Source organism: Paraburkholderia nodosa DSM 21604, from assembly GCF_000519185.1.
Taxonomy (GTDB): Bacteria; Pseudomonadota; Gammaproteobacteria; order Burkholderiales; family Burkholderiaceae; genus Paraburkholderia; species Paraburkholderia nodosa.
The window spans coordinates 230,256-246,182 of sequence record NZ_JAFA01000003.1 but is presented as its reverse complement, the minus strand read 5'-3'; the positions used below and the strand labels follow the sequence as shown (position 1 = coordinate 246,182).

The 15,927-nt window shown below is 66.2% G+C and carries 14 protein-coding genes; 2 read left to right on the top strand and 12 right to left on the bottom strand.

The window, feature by feature from the left end:
- Positions 1 to 19 precede the first annotated feature (19 nt).
- The gene (locus A3CW_RS0105665; protein WP_028202691.1) at positions 20 to 1,372 is read right to left on the bottom strand and encodes an MFS transporter; all 1,353 of its coding nucleotides are present in this window, start codon (positions 1,370 to 1,372) and stop codon (positions 20 to 22) included.
- Between the two features lie 655 nt (positions 1,373 to 2,027).
- Between A3CW_RS0105665 and A3CW_RS0105660 the strand changes: the two genes are divergently transcribed.
- The gene (locus tag A3CW_RS0105660; RefSeq protein ID WP_028202690.1) at positions 2,028 to 4,481 is read left to right on the top strand and encodes a glycogen/starch/alpha-glucan phosphorylase; all 2,454 of its coding nucleotides are present in this window, start codon (positions 2,028 to 2,030) and stop codon (positions 4,479 to 4,481) included.
- A 43-nt stretch (positions 4,482 to 4,524) separates the two neighbouring features.
- Here A3CW_RS0105660 and A3CW_RS0105655 read toward each other — a convergent pair whose 3' ends face one another.
- On the bottom strand, positions 4,525 to 4,941 hold the full coding sequence (locus A3CW_RS0105655) for a DUF6232 family protein (protein ID WP_028202689.1): 417 nt from the start codon (positions 4,939 to 4,941) through the stop codon (positions 4,525 to 4,527).
- 167 nt (positions 4,942 to 5,108) lie between these two features.
- Here A3CW_RS0105655 and A3CW_RS0105650 point away from each other — a divergent pair, with 167 nt between their 5' ends.
- Positions 5,109 to 5,450 carry a zinc ribbon domain-containing protein YjdM gene (locus A3CW_RS0105650; RefSeq protein ID WP_028202688.1) on the top strand — a complete coding sequence of 114 codons (342 nt, stop codon included), beginning with the start codon at positions 5,109 to 5,111 and terminating at the stop codon, positions 5,448 to 5,450.
- Positions 5,451 to 5,610: 160 nt separating this feature from the next.
- Here A3CW_RS0105650 and A3CW_RS0105645 read toward each other — a convergent pair whose 3' ends face one another.
- The 10 genes from A3CW_RS0105645 to phnG all read right to left on the bottom strand — a co-directional run bounded on the left by A3CW_RS0105645 (position 5,611) and on the right by phnG (position 15,803).
- Positions 5,611 to 6,786 (bottom strand): porin, encoded by a 1,176-nt coding sequence (locus tag A3CW_RS0105645; protein ID WP_028202687.1) that lies wholly within the window; start codon positions 6,784 to 6,786, stop codon positions 5,611 to 5,613.
- Positions 6,787 to 7,286: 500 nt separating this feature from the next.
- Positions 7,287 to 8,402, bottom strand: a complete 1,116-nt coding sequence (locus A3CW_RS0105640) for a succinylglutamate desuccinylase/aspartoacylase family protein (protein ID WP_028202686.1) — start codon at positions 8,400 to 8,402, stop codon at positions 7,287 to 7,289.
- A gap of 231 nt (positions 8,403 to 8,633) precedes the next feature.
- Positions 8,634 to 9,401: an ABC transporter substrate-binding protein gene (locus A3CW_RS0105635; RefSeq protein ID WP_028202685.1), complete on the bottom strand. Its 768-nt coding sequence runs from the start codon at positions 9,399 to 9,401 to the stop codon at positions 8,634 to 8,636.
- 476 nt (positions 9,402 to 9,877) lie between these two features.
- A complete protein-coding gene (locus tag A3CW_RS0105630; RefSeq protein WP_028202684.1) occupies positions 9,878 to 11,011 on the bottom strand; it encodes an alpha-D-ribose 1-methylphosphonate 5-triphosphate diphosphatase in 1,134 nt (377 codons plus the stop codon).
- 46 nt (positions 11,012 to 11,057) lie between these two features.
- A complete protein-coding gene (phnL, locus tag A3CW_RS0105625) occupies positions 11,058 to 11,828 on the bottom strand; it encodes a phosphonate C-P lyase system protein PhnL (RefSeq protein WP_211254044.1) in 771 nt (256 codons plus the stop codon).
- A gap of 10 nt (positions 11,829 to 11,838) precedes the next feature.
- The gene (phnK, locus tag A3CW_RS0105620; protein ID WP_028202682.1) at positions 11,839 to 12,609 is read right to left on the bottom strand and encodes a phosphonate C-P lyase system protein PhnK; all 771 of its coding nucleotides are present in this window, start codon (positions 12,607 to 12,609) and stop codon (positions 11,839 to 11,841) included.
- Entirely contained in the window at positions 12,606 to 13,535 is a 930-nt protein-coding gene (locus A3CW_RS0105615) for an alpha-D-ribose 1-methylphosphonate 5-phosphate C-P-lyase PhnJ (RefSeq protein WP_028202681.1), read from the bottom strand. The genes phnK and A3CW_RS0105615 overlap by 4 nt, the downstream gene beginning before the upstream one ends.
- Entirely contained in the window at positions 13,532 to 14,656 is a 1,125-nt protein-coding gene (locus tag A3CW_RS0105610; RefSeq protein ID WP_028202680.1) for a carbon-phosphorus lyase complex subunit PhnI, read from the bottom strand. The genes A3CW_RS0105615 and A3CW_RS0105610 overlap by 4 nt, the downstream gene beginning before the upstream one ends.
- Positions 14,656 to 15,297, bottom strand: coding sequence for a phosphonate C-P lyase system protein PhnH (gene phnH, locus A3CW_RS0105605; protein ID WP_028202679.1), 642 nt, complete (start codon positions 15,295 to 15,297; stop codon positions 14,656 to 14,658). The genes A3CW_RS0105610 and phnH overlap by 1 nt, the downstream gene beginning before the upstream one ends.
- Positions 15,294 to 15,803, bottom strand: a complete 510-nt coding sequence (gene phnG, locus A3CW_RS0105600) for a phosphonate C-P lyase system protein PhnG (protein ID WP_028202678.1) — start codon at positions 15,801 to 15,803, stop codon at positions 15,294 to 15,296. The genes phnH and phnG overlap by 4 nt, the downstream gene beginning before the upstream one ends.
- Positions 15,804 to 15,927: the final 124 nt, after the last annotated feature.

The following is a 15,927-nucleotide window of genomic DNA, read 5'->3' as shown; positions in this document are numbered from 1 at the left end:
TCCACTCGCACTGCCGGCATCAGCCGCGCTGCACCGCCCGGTGCGACGGTGCGAACAGCCGCAGCCCGCTCGCAATGGCCGCCGCGCCCGCAAAGGCACAGCCAAGGCTCAGGGCGAGCGTCGGGCCGTGCCGGCCCACGATCCCGAAGCACAGCGCCACCAGCGCCGCGCCCGTGGTCTGTCCGAGCAGACGCGAGACCGCGATGGTGCCGCTCGCACCGCCGCTGCGCTCGGGCGGCGCGCTCGCCATGATCGCCCGCAGGTTGGGCGACTGGAAAAAGCCGAAGCCCGCGCCGCAGATCGCCATGCGCACGACGATGTCCGTCACCGTGGGGTGCGCGGGCAGCAGCGCCAGCGACGCCATGCCGGCCGAGAGAATGGCGAGCCCGATCGCACCGAGCAGGCCCGGCGGATAGCGGTCGGAGAGGCGCCCCGCAATGGGCGCCGCGGCGGCCACGACCACGGGCCAGGGCGTCATCAGGAAGCCGGTCTCCACCTGGCTGCGCATCAGCACGGTTTCGAAATAGAACGGCAGTGAGACGAACGCGAGGCCCTGCGCCGCGAACGAGCAGATCGCGGTGACCGACGAAAGCGCGAAAACCGGCCGGCGGAACAGATCCACGGGCAGCATGGGCGCGGGATGCCCGGCCTCGCGCCGGATCAGCAGTGCGCCGAATACCAGCGCCACGACAGCCGCAATGCCCACTTCCATGCCTGGCGCGCGCTGCGCGGCCTCGCCGAGCGCGAAGATCAGCGCCGCGAACGTGATGACATTGAGCACCGCCGCGACTGGGTCGAAGGCGTGCTTGCCGCGCGCCGTCTGCGGCAGCGCGGGCAGCGCGAACACGAGTGCGAGCACGCCGAGCGGCACGTTGATCGCGAAGAGCCATGGCCAGGTGCCCGCGGAGAGGATCAGCGAGGCCATGGTCGGACCCACGGCGAACGAAACGCCTACGATCAGCGCGTTCGTGCCGAGCCCGCGCCCGAGCCGGTGCGGCGGGTAAAGAAAGCGGATCAGCGCCGTGTTCACGCTCATGATGGCGCTCGCGCCGAGCCCCTGCAGCACGCGTGCTCCGGCGAGCGCGGTGAGCGTGGGCGCGAGCGCGCAGGCGAGCGAAGCGACCGTGAAGATCGCGAGGCCACTGATATAGATGCGCCGGTGGCCGATGATGTCGCCGAGCGCGGCGAGCGGCAGCAAGGTGGCGACCATTGCGAGCTGGTACGCGTTGATGATCCACACCGAGGCGGCGGGGGCCGCGTGCAGGTCGGTGGCGATGGCGGGCAGCGCGGTGTTGGCGATGGCGGTGTCGAGCGTCGCGAGCGCAACGGCGAGCATCACCGCGCCCATGGCGCGGCGGTTCTTCGCGGACATGGGCGCGTCGGGTGGCTCGGTATTGAGCGTATTGCGGGTTTCGCGCGCCGCGGAAAAGGTTTCGGACAAGACAGTCTCGGGCGGATGGACGATGAAGGCTGCGGCGCGGGCCGAGCGGACGAATTTTGCGATTGTTACAGAGCCCGTCCGGTTCTGCAGGAGACACTCCAGGGCGTGGGGTGACTGTAAGGGTTTGGGTGACGCACTCGATCGCGCATCATGCGCCGGCATATCGCAACTAACCGCCAAGCCCGTCATGCGCAGGCATGGCGCCGCGCTGCGCGCGCGCAACCGTCCGCATGGCAAGGGATCGAGGCGGCCGGCGGGTTCCGCGCGGCTGGCGGCCGCGCTCCGCGCCCGGTTGGCGCGCCGCCGCACGCCATTTGAAAATGCACTACTCTGCAAATTGATCTGCGCTCGCTGGCGAGCGGTGCCGGCCTTTTGCGCCGCTGCGCCGATGCGTCATCGTCCCGTTCCGCCGCGCGCGGCGCAGGCCCAGAACAACCGCGCGCCCTGCACCTTTTATGGGCGCGCCGCCATTTCCAGCGCTTTGCGTGGGACTGCACCAAGCGCTCTGCGTGGGGCCGGAGTCAGTGCTAAAGCACTAACTCCGGCCGACAGCTAAAGCGCCAGGTGCACTCGACAGGAGTCGTCGATGACAGCCATCGGTCTCGAGTTCGATCAGTTGCAAAGCAGCGTCGAAGCGCTGCGCCGTTCCCTCTCCAATCGCCTGATGTACGGTGTCGGCAAGGACGCCGTGACGGCCCGTCCGCAAGACTGGCTGCACGCCGCGGTGCTTGCCGTGCGCGACCGGCTCGTCGAGCGCTGGATGATCACCACCCGCCGCCAGTACGACCAGGACGTCAAACGCGTCTATTACCTGTCGATGGAATTTCTCATCGGCCGCACGTTCTCGAACGCGCTGATCGCGCTCGGCATACGCGACCAGATGAAAGAGGCGCTGGCGAGCGTGGGCGTCGACATGGACACGGTGCTCGACTACGAGCCCGACGCCGCGCTCGGCAACGGCGGTCTCGGCCGGCTCGCGGCGTGCTTCCTCGATTCGATGGCGACGCTCGGCATTCCGGGCTTCGGCTATGGCATTCGCTACGACTACGGCATGTTCCGCCAGCAGATCGTGAACGGCGAGCAGGTCGAGGCGCCCGACTACTGGCTGCGCTACGGCAATCCCTGGGAATTCCCGCGGCCCGAGGTCCAGTATCCGGTGCGCTTTGGCGGGCGCACCATGCAGAGCAACGGCCATGTCGAATGGGTCGACACGCAGCATGTCAACGCCATGGCCTACGACACGGTCATTCCCGGCTACGACACCAGCGCGACCAACACGCTGCGGCTGTGGTCCGCGCGCGCGGATGAGGAACTCGACCTCTCGGCGTTCAACCAGGGCGACTATCAGCGCGCGGTGGAAGCGCGCAACATCTCCGAGAACGTCTCGCGGCTGCTCTATCCCGACGACTCGACGATGGCCGGGCGCGAGTTGCGTCTGCGCCAGGAATACTTTTTCGTCTCCGCGACGATGCAGGACCTGATTCGCCGCTATCTGCGCACGCACAGCACGTTCGGGCGCTTCTCCGAAAAGGTCGCGGTGCACCTGAACGACACGCACCCGGTGCTGGCCATTCCCGAGCTGATTCGCCTGCTCGTGGACGTGCATCATCTGCCATGGGACGAGGCGATGGGTCACGTGCGCCGCGTGTTCTCGTACACCAACCACACGCTGATGCCCGAAGCGCTGGAAACCTGGGACATCGAACTATTGGCACGCCTCTTGCCGCGCCACCTCGAAATCATCTTCGACATCAACGCGGCGTTCCTGCGCGAAGCGAGCGACCGCGGCGCGCACGACCTCGACCTGATCCGCCGCATCTCGCTCGTGGACGAATACGGCCAGCGCCGCGTGCGCATGGCCTATCTTGCGATCGTGGCGAGCCACAAGGTGAACGGCGTCTCGAAGTTGCATTCGCAACTGATGACGCGCGATATCTTCGCCGACTTTGCGCGCCTCTTTCCCGACCGCTTCACGAACGTGACCAACGGCATCACGCCGCGCCGCTGGCTCGCGCAGGCGAGCCCGCCGCTCGCGCGCCTCGTGGACGAAGCGATCGGGCCGCGCTGGCGCAGCGATCTCTTCGAGCTGGGCGCGCTGCGCAAGCTGCGCGGCGACGCGTCGTTCGAAGCCGCCTTCCGCGCGGCCAAGCGCAGCAACAAGGTGCGCCTCGCACATCGCGCCCTGGAGCGCACGGGCATCGTCTTCAATCCCGATGCGCTGTTCGACATGCAGGTCAAGCGCATTCACGAGTACAAGCGCCAGTTGCTCAACGTGCTGCACGTGATCACGCGCTACAACCGCATTCTCGAAGCGCCGGAGCGCGACTGGGTACCGCGCGTCGTGCTGTTCGCGGGCAAGGCCGCGTCGGCGTACCGAATGGCGAAGATGATCATCCACCTCATCAACGACGTGGCCGCGAAGATCAACAACGATCCCGTGGTGGGCGATCGGCTCAAGGTGGTGTTCGTGCCGAACTACGGCGTGAGCGTGGCCGAGGTGCTGATTCCCGCGGCGGACCTTTCCGAGCAGATCTCGACAGCGGGCACCGAAGCGTCGGGCACCGGCAACATGAAGCTCGCGCTCAACGGCGCGCTCACCATGGGCACGCTCGACGGCGCGAACATCGAGATCGGCGAGGCCGTGGGGCAGGACAACATCTTCATCTTCGGGCACACGTCCGATCAGGTCGACCAGCTGCGTTGCGCGGGCTACCGGCCGCGCCAGGTCTACGAGGAAAACGCCGAGTTGCGCCGCGCGCTCGACCAGATCCGCACGGGCTTCTTTTCACCGCACGATTCGGCACGCTACACGGACATCTTCCACACGCTCGTGGACTGGGGCGACCACTACCTCGTGCTGGCCGACTACTCGGCCTTCATCGAGGCCCAGGACGCCGCCGACCAGCGCTTCATGGACGTGCCGGCATGGACCGCGAGCGCGATCGAAAACGTGGCGGGGATGGGGAAATTCTCTTCGGACCGTGCGATCGCGGAATACGCCCGCGATATCTGGCACGTGAAGTCGATCGAGATGGAGTGAGGGGCGAGCGTCCGCAGTGCTGCCGGCAGTGCTTCGGGCGCTATCAGGGTGCTGCGGGCCGCGTCGCGCCGCCCTCGGCCTGCGCCGCTTGCGCGGTCTTGGCGGTGCGCACCGCTTCTTGCACGCGTTCGAGGAATGCCGGGTCGAGGCTCGTGACCGCCTCGCGCGATTCGCCGCCCGTCACGACATAGAGCCGGTGCACGGCTTCCTGCCAAAGCCACGCGAGCCAGCCCACCACGATCACCATCACGCCGCACGCGAGACCGGTGGCCGAGCCGAGCACGCCGCCCACGACAGCGCCGGCGGCGCCGAGCAGGCTAATCGCGATCGGCACGACGCGGCTCCGTCGCCCGATGACGATACGCACGTCCTCGATGTCGCGCATGGGGAAGACCTGGCCGGCTGCGGAAAGCGCGTTGCGCGTGACCGAGACGGCGGCTTCGTTGAAAGGGAGTTCCATCGGTTCGATCGCTGCGAGGTGAGAGAGCGCAGCGTACCAGAAGCGGGGCCAGGGCGGGGTCGCGGCGGACATAACGTCGCAGGCCGGACGCATGGCAGGTTGGGCCGCCTGCCGGAGCCGCTATACTTGCGCGCTTTTAATGCCCCCGTCGGCACAAGGGATTCTCCATGAGCGCACTGCCACGCTGTCCGAAATGCAATTCCGGGTTCACCTACGAAGATGGGAGCGTCTACATCTGCCCGGAGTGTGCGCATGAATGGTCGGCGCAAGCCACCGCGCCGGCCGAAACAGCGGGCAGGGTGTATCGCGATTCGGCCGGCAATGTCCTTCAGGACGGCGATACCGTCACGGTCGTCAAGGACCTGAAACTCAAGGGTTCGGGTGGCGTGATCAAGATGGGCACCAAAGTGAAAAATATCCGGCTGGTGGACAGCGACCACGATATCGATTGCAAGATCGACGGCTTCGGCGCCATGAGCCTCAAATCGGAATTCGTCAAGAAGGCGTGACGAAGGGCGTTGCGCATCGACTGCGATGAACCAAAAAAAAGCGGGGCATCCCAAGGGATGCCCCGTCCGGTAAGGCGCGGCGCGCAGCGTGAGCTGCGGCGCGCCGAGCAGAGCCGGCGCTATGAGTCGCCGGCTGCCGCTGTTGCGTAAGTTACGCTGCTTAGAACTTGTGGCGGATACCGACGCGAACCGCGACTTGATCCTGCGAACCCGTGCCCGACGGCTGGAAAATGTTCGAGCCCGAGTCGCCGATCTGCGCCTGAACCTTCTGGCCGTTCGCGAGCGTGCCCGACGCGTCCTGGTACGACACGAGGCCGTAGACGTCGGTGCGCTTGCTGAGCGCGTAGTCAACCGATGCGTTGACCTGGTTCCAGTGAGCCGTCTGGCTGCCCGAGGTGCGCGAGTACGTGTAGCCGAGCGCAGCCGAGAGAGCCGGCGTGAAGGCGTACTTGCCGCCTGCTTCGTACGCGTTGTAGAGCGTCGACGAACCGGCGATCGGCGAGAGCAGCGTGTTGGTCCACAGGGCCCACAGCGTTGCCGGGCCGACGATGTAACGGGCACCCACACCGTACGAGCGCAGGTCGCGCAGCGTGCCTTGTGCAACGTTGGAGATCGTGGTCGACGTCGACGGCGTGGTCTGGCCCGGGTACGTGAGGTTCGTGTAGGCAGCGCCGATGCTGAACGGGCCGTAGCCGTAGTTCGCGCCGAAGCTGTACGCGCGCGACGAGCCGGCGATCGGGTTGGCCGTCGTGCCCGTTGCCGGTGCGCCGGCGAACGAGGTCGAGTTCGAGAAGCCGTACAACGCGCCGAACGTGAAGCCCGAGAAGTTCACGCTCTGGAACTTGACCGCGTTGTTGATGCGGCTCGAGGTCAGCTGGTCGACGTCGTTGAAGTGGTATGCCCAGTTACCCGAAACCGTGTTGCCACCGGTCGAGTACTGCGAGCCGAGAACGTCCGTGCTGAGCGAGTATTGACGGCCGAACGTCAGCGAACCGATGTTCGACTGCGTCAGACCGACGAATGCTTGACGGCCGAACATCGCGCCGCCCTGGCCTGCCGTGCCGTTACCGCTGTTGAAGCCGTTTTCGAGCACGAAGATCGCCTTCAGGCCGCCGCCCAGGTCTTCCGTGCCGCGCAGGCCCCAACGGCTGCCCTGCGCCACGCCGTCACCGTACGAAACCTGATGCGAGCTGCCGTTCGTTCCGTTCGAGTTCTTCACGTTGCTGATGTAGTTCACACCCGCGTCGATCACGCCGTACAGCGTCACGCTGCTTTGTGCGTGGGCAACGCCTGCGATCGAGGCCAGAATAGCGGTGGTCAGAATTTTCTTTTTCAACTGTTTCTCCGGGTAAAGGAAGAGATGACGACTCCGGCCTCTTATGGGCCGGTCAATGTGACGGGCTGCAATTTAAGGGTCGATAACGAAAGGAATGTGACAGTAAGGCTTTGTAGGGAAAATGTCGCCATTCTGTTGTGTGGATGCGACACACGGGTTGCACCCGCGGAGAACGGTGCCCGAAGCCCGCCGTTATTGGCTTTGCGGGCAATTTTCCTGTCAATTTGAAAGGCTGGACTGCGGCAATCGGCCTTATAAGATTTTTTTCTAAGCTTTCTTCTATTTGCCGGGTTAATGGATCTTTTGAATCTGGCTTCAGGCTGAGTTTGATTTATCTCAAAAGCGCATTAACGGCCGATCAATGCGCGCTTTACATGGCTGATTGCCCTCGATTCACGGAAGTGAAAAATTAGTTACCCGAAATAATCGAAATAGCGGAAAACGCTCATGAAAAAAGGCTTGCATCCATGATGCGAGCCTTTTTGGGTAAGGCGTTGCTGTTACAGCGAGAGAAGCGAGCCGCTGCGAATCGGCTTTTCGCCGGCAATGCGTGCGACTTCCATGCCGGCCGTGGCGAAGCGCGCGCTATGGCGTGCGTACATCACGCCGCTCACGCCCGCGTGCAGCGTGGTCACGGTGTCGGCGAGCGGGTCGATGACATCGGCAATTGCCGCGCCGCGCTCCACCCACGTGCCGCAATCCACGCGAAACACGAGCACGCCGCTGGCAGGGGCCACGATCGGCTCCGTGCCCGCGAGCGGCGTGGCCGCATGGGCGAGTGGCGGCAGCGGCGCGGCCGTGCCTTCGATGACGCCGCGCCCGATCAGATAGTCGACGATGGCCTGGGCGTCGTGCTCGGCGAGTTCGTGCGAAACGTCGCGCTGGCCGCGCAGCTCGACCGTCACCGAAATCGAGCCGTACGGAATGGGGAAGCGCGTGCCGAAGTGCTCGCGCAGCTCCGACCAGCAGAAACTGTGAATCTCGTCGAACGGATTGCCGATCGAGTTGAGCGCGAGGAGCGACGCCTTGGCGTCGAGATAGCGCGCGAGCGGCTCGACTTCGGGCCACAGTTCGGGGTTCGTGTAGATGTGCATGGCGGCTTCCCAGTCGCAATGCAGGTCCAGCACGATGTCGGCGTCATACGAAAGGCGCTGGAGCGCGAGCCGCATCGAATCGAGTTCGGTTTTCGGCTTCTGCGCGGCCAGTGCTTCGCCCATGGCGGCGCGGATCGCGGTGCGGTTCGCGGCTTCGTCGGGCCCGAGACTCGCCTCGATGCTGGGCAGCACGAGCGCGGTGAGCTCGTGGAAATTGCGGTTGAAGTTCTGCGCCGTATTCGACTCGAAGCGGCCGATCATATGCCCGAGCCAGTGCTGATTCAGACCCACGGGGTTGGGCACCGGCACGATCACGATCTCGCCGCGAAGGCGGCCCGCAGCTTCCAGCTCCGCGAGCTTGCGGCGCAGCGCCCACGAGACGAGCATGCCCGGCAGTTCGTCGGCGTGCAGCGAGGACTGAATGTAGACCTTGGGGCCGCCGGCCTTGCCGTAGTGGAAACTGGCAAGTTCCCGCGCGGTACCGAGGGCGGGCGCGATCAACGGGTGGTTTCGGGTTTGCATGATGGGTGCGCGAGGCGCAAGGTGTTGGAGTGAACGATGGCCCGGCAGGAACACGCTGGGGCCGTAGCCCGATCTTAGCCGATTCGACGCGCAGCCGGAACCGGCGCGCCAGCGCGCGCCTGCGGCATCGTCAGAAAATAGGGAATCCGAAATAAAATTCCGGAAAAGAAAAAGCCCGGGCAGAAGCCCGGGCTCCGCGCGCCGTGATGCAGCGCCGGCGCGATGCGGTGCTTAGCCGCCGTACACGTCGAAGTCGAAGTACTTGGCTTCGATCTTCTTGTACGTGCCGTCCTTGATCATGTCGGCGATAGCCTTGTCGATCTTGCCCTTCAGGTCGGCGTCGTCCTTGCGCAGGCCGATCGCGGCGGCGCCCGTCGGGATTTCCTTGCCGGCGAACTGGAAGCCAGCGCCGCGCGGCGTCTTCAGGAAGCCCAGATCCGCTTGCACTTCATCCTGCAGCGCGGCGTCCAGACGGCCCGAGATCAGGTCGGCGTAGACCTGGTCCTGGTTCTGGTAAGGAACGACGTTCACGCCCTTCGGCGCCCAGTTTTCCTTCGCGTAGGTTTCCTGGATCGTGCCTTGCTCGACGCCAACCGACTTGCCCTTGAGCGAGTCAGCCGTCGGGGCGAGGCTCGAGCCCTTCTTGGCGACGAGACGCGTCGGCGTGTTGAACAGCTTCGCCGAGAAGGCGATCTGCTGCTCGCGCTGCGGGGTGATCGTCATCGACGAGAGCACGCCGTCGAACTTCTTGGCCTTCAGGCCCGGGATCATGCCGTCGAAGTCTTGCTCGACCCACACGCACTTGGCGTTCAGGCGCTTGCAGATTTCGTTGCCGAGGTCGATGTCGAAGCCGACCAGCTTGCCATCGGGTGCTTTGGATTCGAACGGTGCGTAGCTGGCGTCAACGCCGAAACGCACGGTGGACCAGTCCTTCGCATGGGCGACGCCGGCCGAGACGGCGAGCAGGGCAACCGTGAGGGTGGCAAGCAGTTTCTTCACTATGGGTACTCCTCGAGATGGTTCAGGGCGCGCCGCGTGCGGTTGTGCCGCCATGGCGCATTTTCCGGCGCGGCTCACGCCGGATTATTGTTGGACCCGCCAGCCTGCGGCCAGCGAAGCGCGCGCAAGCTTACCAGGTCAAAATTGCTGCGTCGCTAGTGTAATACCGGATAGCGGGAAAGGGAGCCGGTAAGTGTACGCCCGTGCGCTTGTACGATTTAACGCAAAGCCTTGTCGGGCAAGGCGCGCAGGTCAGCGGGGATAGGCCGTTGCGGGGGGCTTGGGGCGGGCTGCGCGATGCTCCGCCGCAACAGTCAGAAGAATGCAATGCCGCGCGTTCGCGGCATCGTCAACGGTATGAAGGGAAATTGAAATCGAATCGACGGCGCGCCGCTGGCTTTCGGCCCGAATGGGGCCAGACAGCGCGCCGCTTTTGTCGCGGTGCAGCAAACACAGGCTGCACCGCGTGGATGACGTCAGACCACGCGCACGCCCGCGCGCCACGTCGCGCGCGGCACGGGCAGCGAATCGAGCATCGTCACCCGCACGAAGTCCGCGCGCAGGCCCGGCTCGATCGCGCCGCGGTCGTGCAGGCCCGACTTGCTGGCGGGTTCCCACGAGACCGTGGCGAGCGCGCGCGGCAGCGTCCAGTCGGCCTTGGTCACGAGGTCGAACGCGGCGGTCAGGAGACTCGACGGCACGTAGTCGGACGAGAGGATGTCGAGCAAACCGGCCTGCGCCAGCTCCAGCGCCGAGACGTTGCCCGAGTGCGAGCCGCCGCGCACCACGTTCGGCGCGCCCATGATCGTCGCGATGCCGCGCTTTTTCGCTTCCTCGGCGGCCACGCGCGTGGTCGGGAATTCGGCGAGCACGATGCCTTCGGCGGCGGCCTGCTCGACGTGCTCCACGAGAGTGTCGTCGTGGCTCGCGAGCGGGATGCCGCGCGCGCGGCAGCGCTGCACGATTTCGAGGCGGTGCGCGTCGGCGTAGCGCTCCTGCTCGGTGGCCATGTCGGCGAGCATGGTGTTCGTCTGCTCGTCGGTCCACTTGCCGTGGCGCTCCTGGAAGCGGCGCCATTGCTCGCGGTCGTGCCACTGGCGCTGGCCCGGCGTGTGGTCCATCACCGAGGCGAGGCGCAGCAGCGGGTGGTCGCTGAGCGTGTCGAACAGCTCGATCACGTCTTCGGTGGCGATTTCGCAGCGCAAGTGCAGGAAGTGCTCGGCGCGCAGCAGGTTGCGCTCGGAAAAACGCTTGAGCGCATGGGCGCTAGCGAGCTGCACGTCGCGGCCGCGCACGCCCACGGCCAGGCGCGTGCCGATGGCCAGCGCGTCGAATACCGTGGTGATGCCGGCGGCGGCGATCTGCGCGTCGTGAATGACGAATGCGGCGTCGGTGTTCCAGTGCACGCCGGGGCGCGGCGCGAGGTGCTTTTCCAGGTTGTCGGTGTGCAGTTCGACGAGACCGGGCAGCAGGAAGTCGCCTTCCCAGTCTTCGGCTTCGGGCGCGGCGGTCGAGCCGCGCGAGATGTCGCGGATCTTGCCGTCTTCCACGCTTAGCGTGCCGGTGAAAACGTCGTCTCGCGTCACGATGCGAGCGTTCTTGATCAACATCGTCAGGCTCCGTATCAGATATCGGTTTGCGCCGTTCAGGCGGGATTCAGGCTGCGGCGCTGAGCGGCGCTTGCGCGCGCGGCGCGCTGAGTTCGAGTACGCGTGTGGCGATGCGCTCGCGCGTGTCCTCGTCGTGGAATACACCGACGATCGCTGCGCCGCGCTCGCGCGCCTCGCCAATCAGGCTCGCGACGACTTCGCGGTTTTCCGCGTCGAGCGAGGCCGTGGGTTCGTCCAGCAAGAGCACGCGATGCTGTGCGATCAGGCCCCGCGCGATGTTCACGCGTTGCTGCTCGCCGCCCGAAAACGTGGCGGGCGCGAGCGGCCAGAGGCGCTGCGGCACATTCAGGCGTGCCAGCAGAGTTTGCGCGCGCTCGCGTGCTTCATTTTCCTCCACGCCGCGCGAAATGAGCGGCGCGGCCACGATGTCGAGCGCGCTCACGCGCGGAATCACGCGCAGAAACTGGCTCACATAGCCCACCACGTTGCGGCGCAGGCGCAGGATGTCGTGGGGCGCCGCGCCCGTGATCTCCAGATGCTCGAGCGGCGCGCCCTCGTCGCGGATCGCAATCGAGCCGCCGCTTGCGAGATAGTTGCCGTACAGGCAGCGCAGGAAAGTGCTCTTGCCCGCGCCCGAGGGTCCGACCAGCACGATGCATTCGCCGCGCTCCACGTCGAGCGAAACGCCCGCGAGCGCTTCGATGCCGATGCCGCCCTGGCCGTGCAGCGTGAAGGTCTTGCGTACGTCTTCGGCGCGCAGCATGAGCGCCGGTCTTTCGAGGAACGCTCGCGTGCCCGGTGATGAGTTCAGAGTCATGTCTTTCATCCTAGACCGGCAGCACGGATGCCACCAGTGTCTGCGTATAGGGGTGTTGCGGGTCGTCCAGCACCTGGTCGGTCAGGCCCGATTCGACCACCGTGCCGCCTTGCATCACCATCAAGCGATGCGCGAGCAGCCGCGCCACGCCTATGTCGTGCGTGACGATCAGCACCGAAAGATGCAGGTTGGTCGTGAGCGTGCGCAGCAGGTCGAGCAGGCGCGCCTGCACGGACACGTCGAGACCTGCCGTGGGCTCGTCCATGAAGACGAGGCGCGGGCCCGTGACGAGATTGCGCGCGATTTGCAGGCGCTGCTGCATGCCGCCCGAAAACGCCGAGGGCAATTCGTCGATGCGCATCGCGTCCAGCTCCACGCGCTGCATCCAGTGCTGCGCCGTGTTGCGGATTTGCCCGTAATGGCGCGCGCCCACGGCCATCAGCGGCTCGCCGATATTGGCTCCGGCCGAGACGCCCACACGCAGCCCGTCGCGCGGATTCTGCTGCACGAAGCCCCATTCGGTGCGCGCAAGCAGGCGCCGGCGCGGCTCGGAAAGCGTGCGCAGGTCGAGCGTTTCGCCGTTCGCGCTCGTGTAGTGCAGCGCGCCCGAGTCGGATTCGGTGCGCAGCGCGAGCGTGTTGAGCAGCGTGGTCTTGCCCGAGCCCGATTCGCCGACGATACACAGCACCTCGCCGGGATACAGGTCGAAGCTCACGTCGCGGCAGCCGTTGCGGCCGCCGTACTGCTTCGTGAGCGATCTTGCGCTTAGCAGCGGCGTCATGCTTTCTCTCCTGCTTCATTCGTTGCGTGCGCATCGATCTGTTCGCGGCGGTCGTGACAGTAGTCGCTGTCCGAGCAGACGAACATGCGTTTGCCTGCGTCGTCGACGATCATCTCGTCGAGGAAGCTCTCGCGCGAGCCGCACAAGGCGCACGCATGCTCCCAGCGCTGCACTTCGAACGGATGGTCGTCGAAGTCGAGGCTCTTCACCGGCGTGTACGGCGGAATCGCGTAGATGCGGCGCTCGCGGCCAGCGCCGAACAACTGCAGCGCGGCGTTCATATGCAGCTTGGGGTTGTCGAACTTCGGAATCGGCGAGGGCGACGTGAGATAACGGCCGTTCACGGTCACCGGGTAGTCGTACGTCGTGGCGATGCTGCCGTGCTGCACGATGTCCTCATAAAGCTTCACGCTGATGAGGCCATAGTCGGCCAGTGCATGGAGCTTCTTGCATTCGGCCACGCGCGGCTCGAGCCGGAACAGCGGCTCGGGCATCGGCACCTGGTACACGAGGATCTGTTTGTCCGTGAGCGGCGTTTCGGGAATGCGGTGCCGCGTCTGGACGATCGACGCCTCGCTCGTGCGGCGCGTGGTGGCCACACCCGTGGTGCGTGCGAAAAAACGGCGGATGTTGACGGCGTTCGTGGTGTCGTCCGAGCCCTGATCGATCACCTTGAGCGTGTCCTTCGTGCCGATGATCGCCGCCGTCACCTGAATGCCGCCCGTGCCCCAGCCATACGGCAGCGGCATTTCGCGCGAGGCGAACGGTACCTGGTAGCCCGGCACGGCCACGGCCTTGAGGAGCGCGCGGCGCAGCATGCGCTTGGTCTGCTCGTCGAGGTACGCGAAGTTATAGCCCGAGACGGCCTGCGTTTCGTGCGATGCAACTTCGGCTGCGGTGGATTGCAAGGTATCGGGCGCGTTCATGCGGCCTCCTTGTTTTGCGCATCGGCATCAGCGTCGGTGCCGTTTTCGTGCTGCGCGCGCAGCTTGCGCACGAGTTCCAGCTCGGCCTGGAAGTCTACGTAGTGCGGCAGCTTCAGGTGTTGAACGAAGCCCGAGGCTTCCACGTTGTCGCTGTGCGAGAGCATGAATTCGATGTCCTGAGTCGGCGAGGCGATCGTCTCTCCCAGCTCCTCGGCTCGCAGCGCGCGGTCCACCAGCGCCATCGCCATGGCCTTGCGCTCCGCGTGGCCGAACGCGAGACCGTAGCCTTGCGTGAATTGCGGCGGCACGTCTTTCGCGCCCGCGAACTGGTTGATCATCTGGCACTCGGTCAAGTCGATCTCGCCGATTTCCACGGCTTCGTCGAGTTCGTCCAGCATCATTTCTACGCAGACCGAACCAAAGCGGATCTCGCCCGCGAACGGGTGCGAATGCGCGTAGCCGCGCTGCGTGGCATAGCCCATCGCGAGCAGGAAGCCTTCGTCTCCGCGTGCGAGATTTTGCAGGCGCACCGTGCGATCGGCGGGGAACGCGAGCGGCTCGCGCGAGAGGTCGCCGGGCTCGCGCGCCTGCGGCGAGCGCGTTTCCTGCTCGATCAGGCCTTCCTTGTCGAGCAGGGAGACCACGCGCGGCATCGCTTCTACGGGCGGGGTTGCTCGCGGCGCCGGGGGCGTGGCGCTCGCGGCGTCGTCGCCTTCGGCCAGCAGCGCGAAGTCGAGCAGGCGCTGCGTGTAATCGTAGGTCGCACCGAGCACCTGGCCGCCGGGCACGTCCTTGAAGGTGGCGGAAATGCGGCGCTCCACCACCATGTTTTCCGTTTCGACCGGCTGCGTGTAACCAAAACGCGGCAGCGTGGTGCGATAGGCGCGCAGCAGAAAGATCGCTTCGACGAGATCGCCTGCGGCCTGCTTGATCGCGAGCGCAGCAAGTTCTTCGTCGTAGACCGAACCTTCGGCCATCACACGCGCCACGGCCAGACGCATCTGTTCGCGGATCTGCGCGACGCTCAGCTCGGGCACGCGCGTATCGCCGCGGCGCGCCTCGTCGAGCAGACGCCACGACGCTTCGATCGCGCGCTCTCCCCCTTTGACGGCGACGTACATCAGCGCATCTCCACGAGAGTGGTGCGCGGCAGGCCCATCAGGCGGTCGCCGCACACGAGATAGAAGTCGATGCCGCACGGGAAGTGCGGCGCGAGGGCGGCGCGTTCGCGCCAGAAGCGCTCGGGCAGGCCGACGGGCGCGATGCTGCAGGTCGTTTCGATGCCGGGGCCGCGCAGCGTGAGCGGTGCGCCGCCGGCGAGCGAATCGACACGCACGAATACCGTGGCCGACTGCTCCGGCGACTCGGGCGTGCCGCTCGCGAAGGCGTCGAGCGGCGGCAGGGCGGCGGCGTCGTGCACATAGGCGAACGCGGCTTCGCGCGCTTGCTGTGCAAGCGGCGCGCCTGCGTGAAAGCGCAGCGCGGCCGCGAGTGCGGCGTCGGGCTGGGCGAGCCATACCGGCGTGGCGTAGTCTGCGAGTGCGAGCAGCGAGGCGAAGGCGGCGAGGCGGGCGCGCGCGGGGGGCGCATCCGCCGCCGTGGCCGCCGGCAGCGGCGTTTCGATCACGCCGATCGTGCCGGGGCGCGCGAGCGCGTCGAGCAGCGTGCGGAACACCGTCTGCGTGTCGTGAACCGGATCGCCGAAGCCGGGCGCGAGCGCCGCGAGCAAATCGGGCGTCATGGCATTGCGTTGGTCGCTCATGCGTCACCTCGAACCATCGTGAAGAACTCGACCCGCGTGCTGGCGGCGTCGGCGCGGCGCGCGTCGCGCTGTGCGGCGAGACGCGCGGCAAGCGGCTCGATCAGGCGGGCATGCAACTGGTCGTGGCGCGCGGGGAGTTGCAGCAGCGCATCGGCGAGCGCGGCCAGCTCGGCGCGGCGTTTGTCGCGGCCCAGATGGCAGGCCACGCCGACCGGGCCGGGCTGGCCTGCGTCGCCGCCTTCGGTGCCCGAGGCGCGCAGGCGCAGCGTGGCGCGCGTGACGGTCGCTTCGCCGAGGTTGAAGGCGTCGCCGGTGCCGCCAATGCGCCCGCGGACCATGGCCAGTCCGGTTTGTGGCAGACGCAGCCAGTCGAAAGCGGGCTCGGGCGCACCGTCGAGTGCGACGCTCAGCGCCGCTTCAAGCTCGGCGCGTGGGGTGTGCGCGAGAACGGCCATCCATGCGCGCCGGGTCGCCGGCGTGGAGGATGGGGTGGAGGAAGCGTTCATCGGAGTTCCTGTGTCGTGAACGGGGGAGAACGGACATGGCAACTGCGCTTTTCGAACCGCCTTGTCTGGACCTCAATTGAACCATCTATTCATCTAAACGTCTAGACGTTTAGTGGTACAGTCA

Bases quoted from the DNA above. Each gene is read 5' to 3' on its own strand.
- A3CW_RS0105655 (WP_028202689.1), bottom strand. From the start codon at position 4,941: ATGGAACTCCCTTTCAACGAAGCCGCCGTCTCGGTCACGCGCAACGCG.
- A3CW_RS0105630 (WP_028202684.1), bottom strand. From the start codon at position 11,011: ATGTTGATCAAGAACGCTCGCATCGTGACGCGAGACGACGTTTTCACC.
- phnK (WP_028202682.1), bottom strand. From the start codon at position 12,609: ATGACGCCGCTGCTAAGCGCAAGATCGCTCACGAAGCAGTACGGCGGC.
- A3CW_RS0105610 (WP_028202680.1), bottom strand. From the start codon at position 14,656: ATGTACGTCGCCGTCAAAGGGGGAGAGCGCGCGATCGAAGCGTCGTGG.
- A3CW_RS0105665 (WP_028202691.1), bottom strand. From the start codon at position 1,372: ATGTCCGCGAAGAACCGCCGCGCCATGGGCGCGGTGATGCTCGCCGTT.
- phnG (WP_028202678.1), bottom strand. From the start codon at position 15,803: ATGAACGCTTCCTCCACCCCATCCTCCACGCCGGCGACCCGGCGCGCA.
- phnH (WP_028202679.1), bottom strand. From the start codon at position 15,297: ATGAGCGACCAACGCAATGCCATGACGCCCGATTTGCTCGCGGCGCTC.
- A3CW_RS0105615 (WP_028202681.1), bottom strand. From the start codon at position 13,535: ATGAACGCGCCCGATACCTTGCAATCCACCGCAGCCGAAGTTGCATCG.
- phnL (WP_211254044.1), bottom strand. From the start codon at position 11,828: ATGACTCTGAACTCATCACCGGGCACGCGAGCGTTCCTCGAAAGACCG.
- A3CW_RS0105650 (WP_028202688.1), top strand. From the start codon at position 5,109: ATGAGCGCACTGCCACGCTGTCCGAAATGCAATTCCGGGTTCACCTAC.
- A3CW_RS0105660 (WP_028202690.1), top strand. From the start codon at position 2,028: ATGACAGCCATCGGTCTCGAGTTCGATCAGTTGCAAAGCAGCGTCGAA.
- A3CW_RS0105640 (WP_028202686.1), bottom strand. From the start codon at position 8,402: ATGCAAACCCGAAACCACCCGTTGATCGCGCCCGCCCTCGGTACCGCG.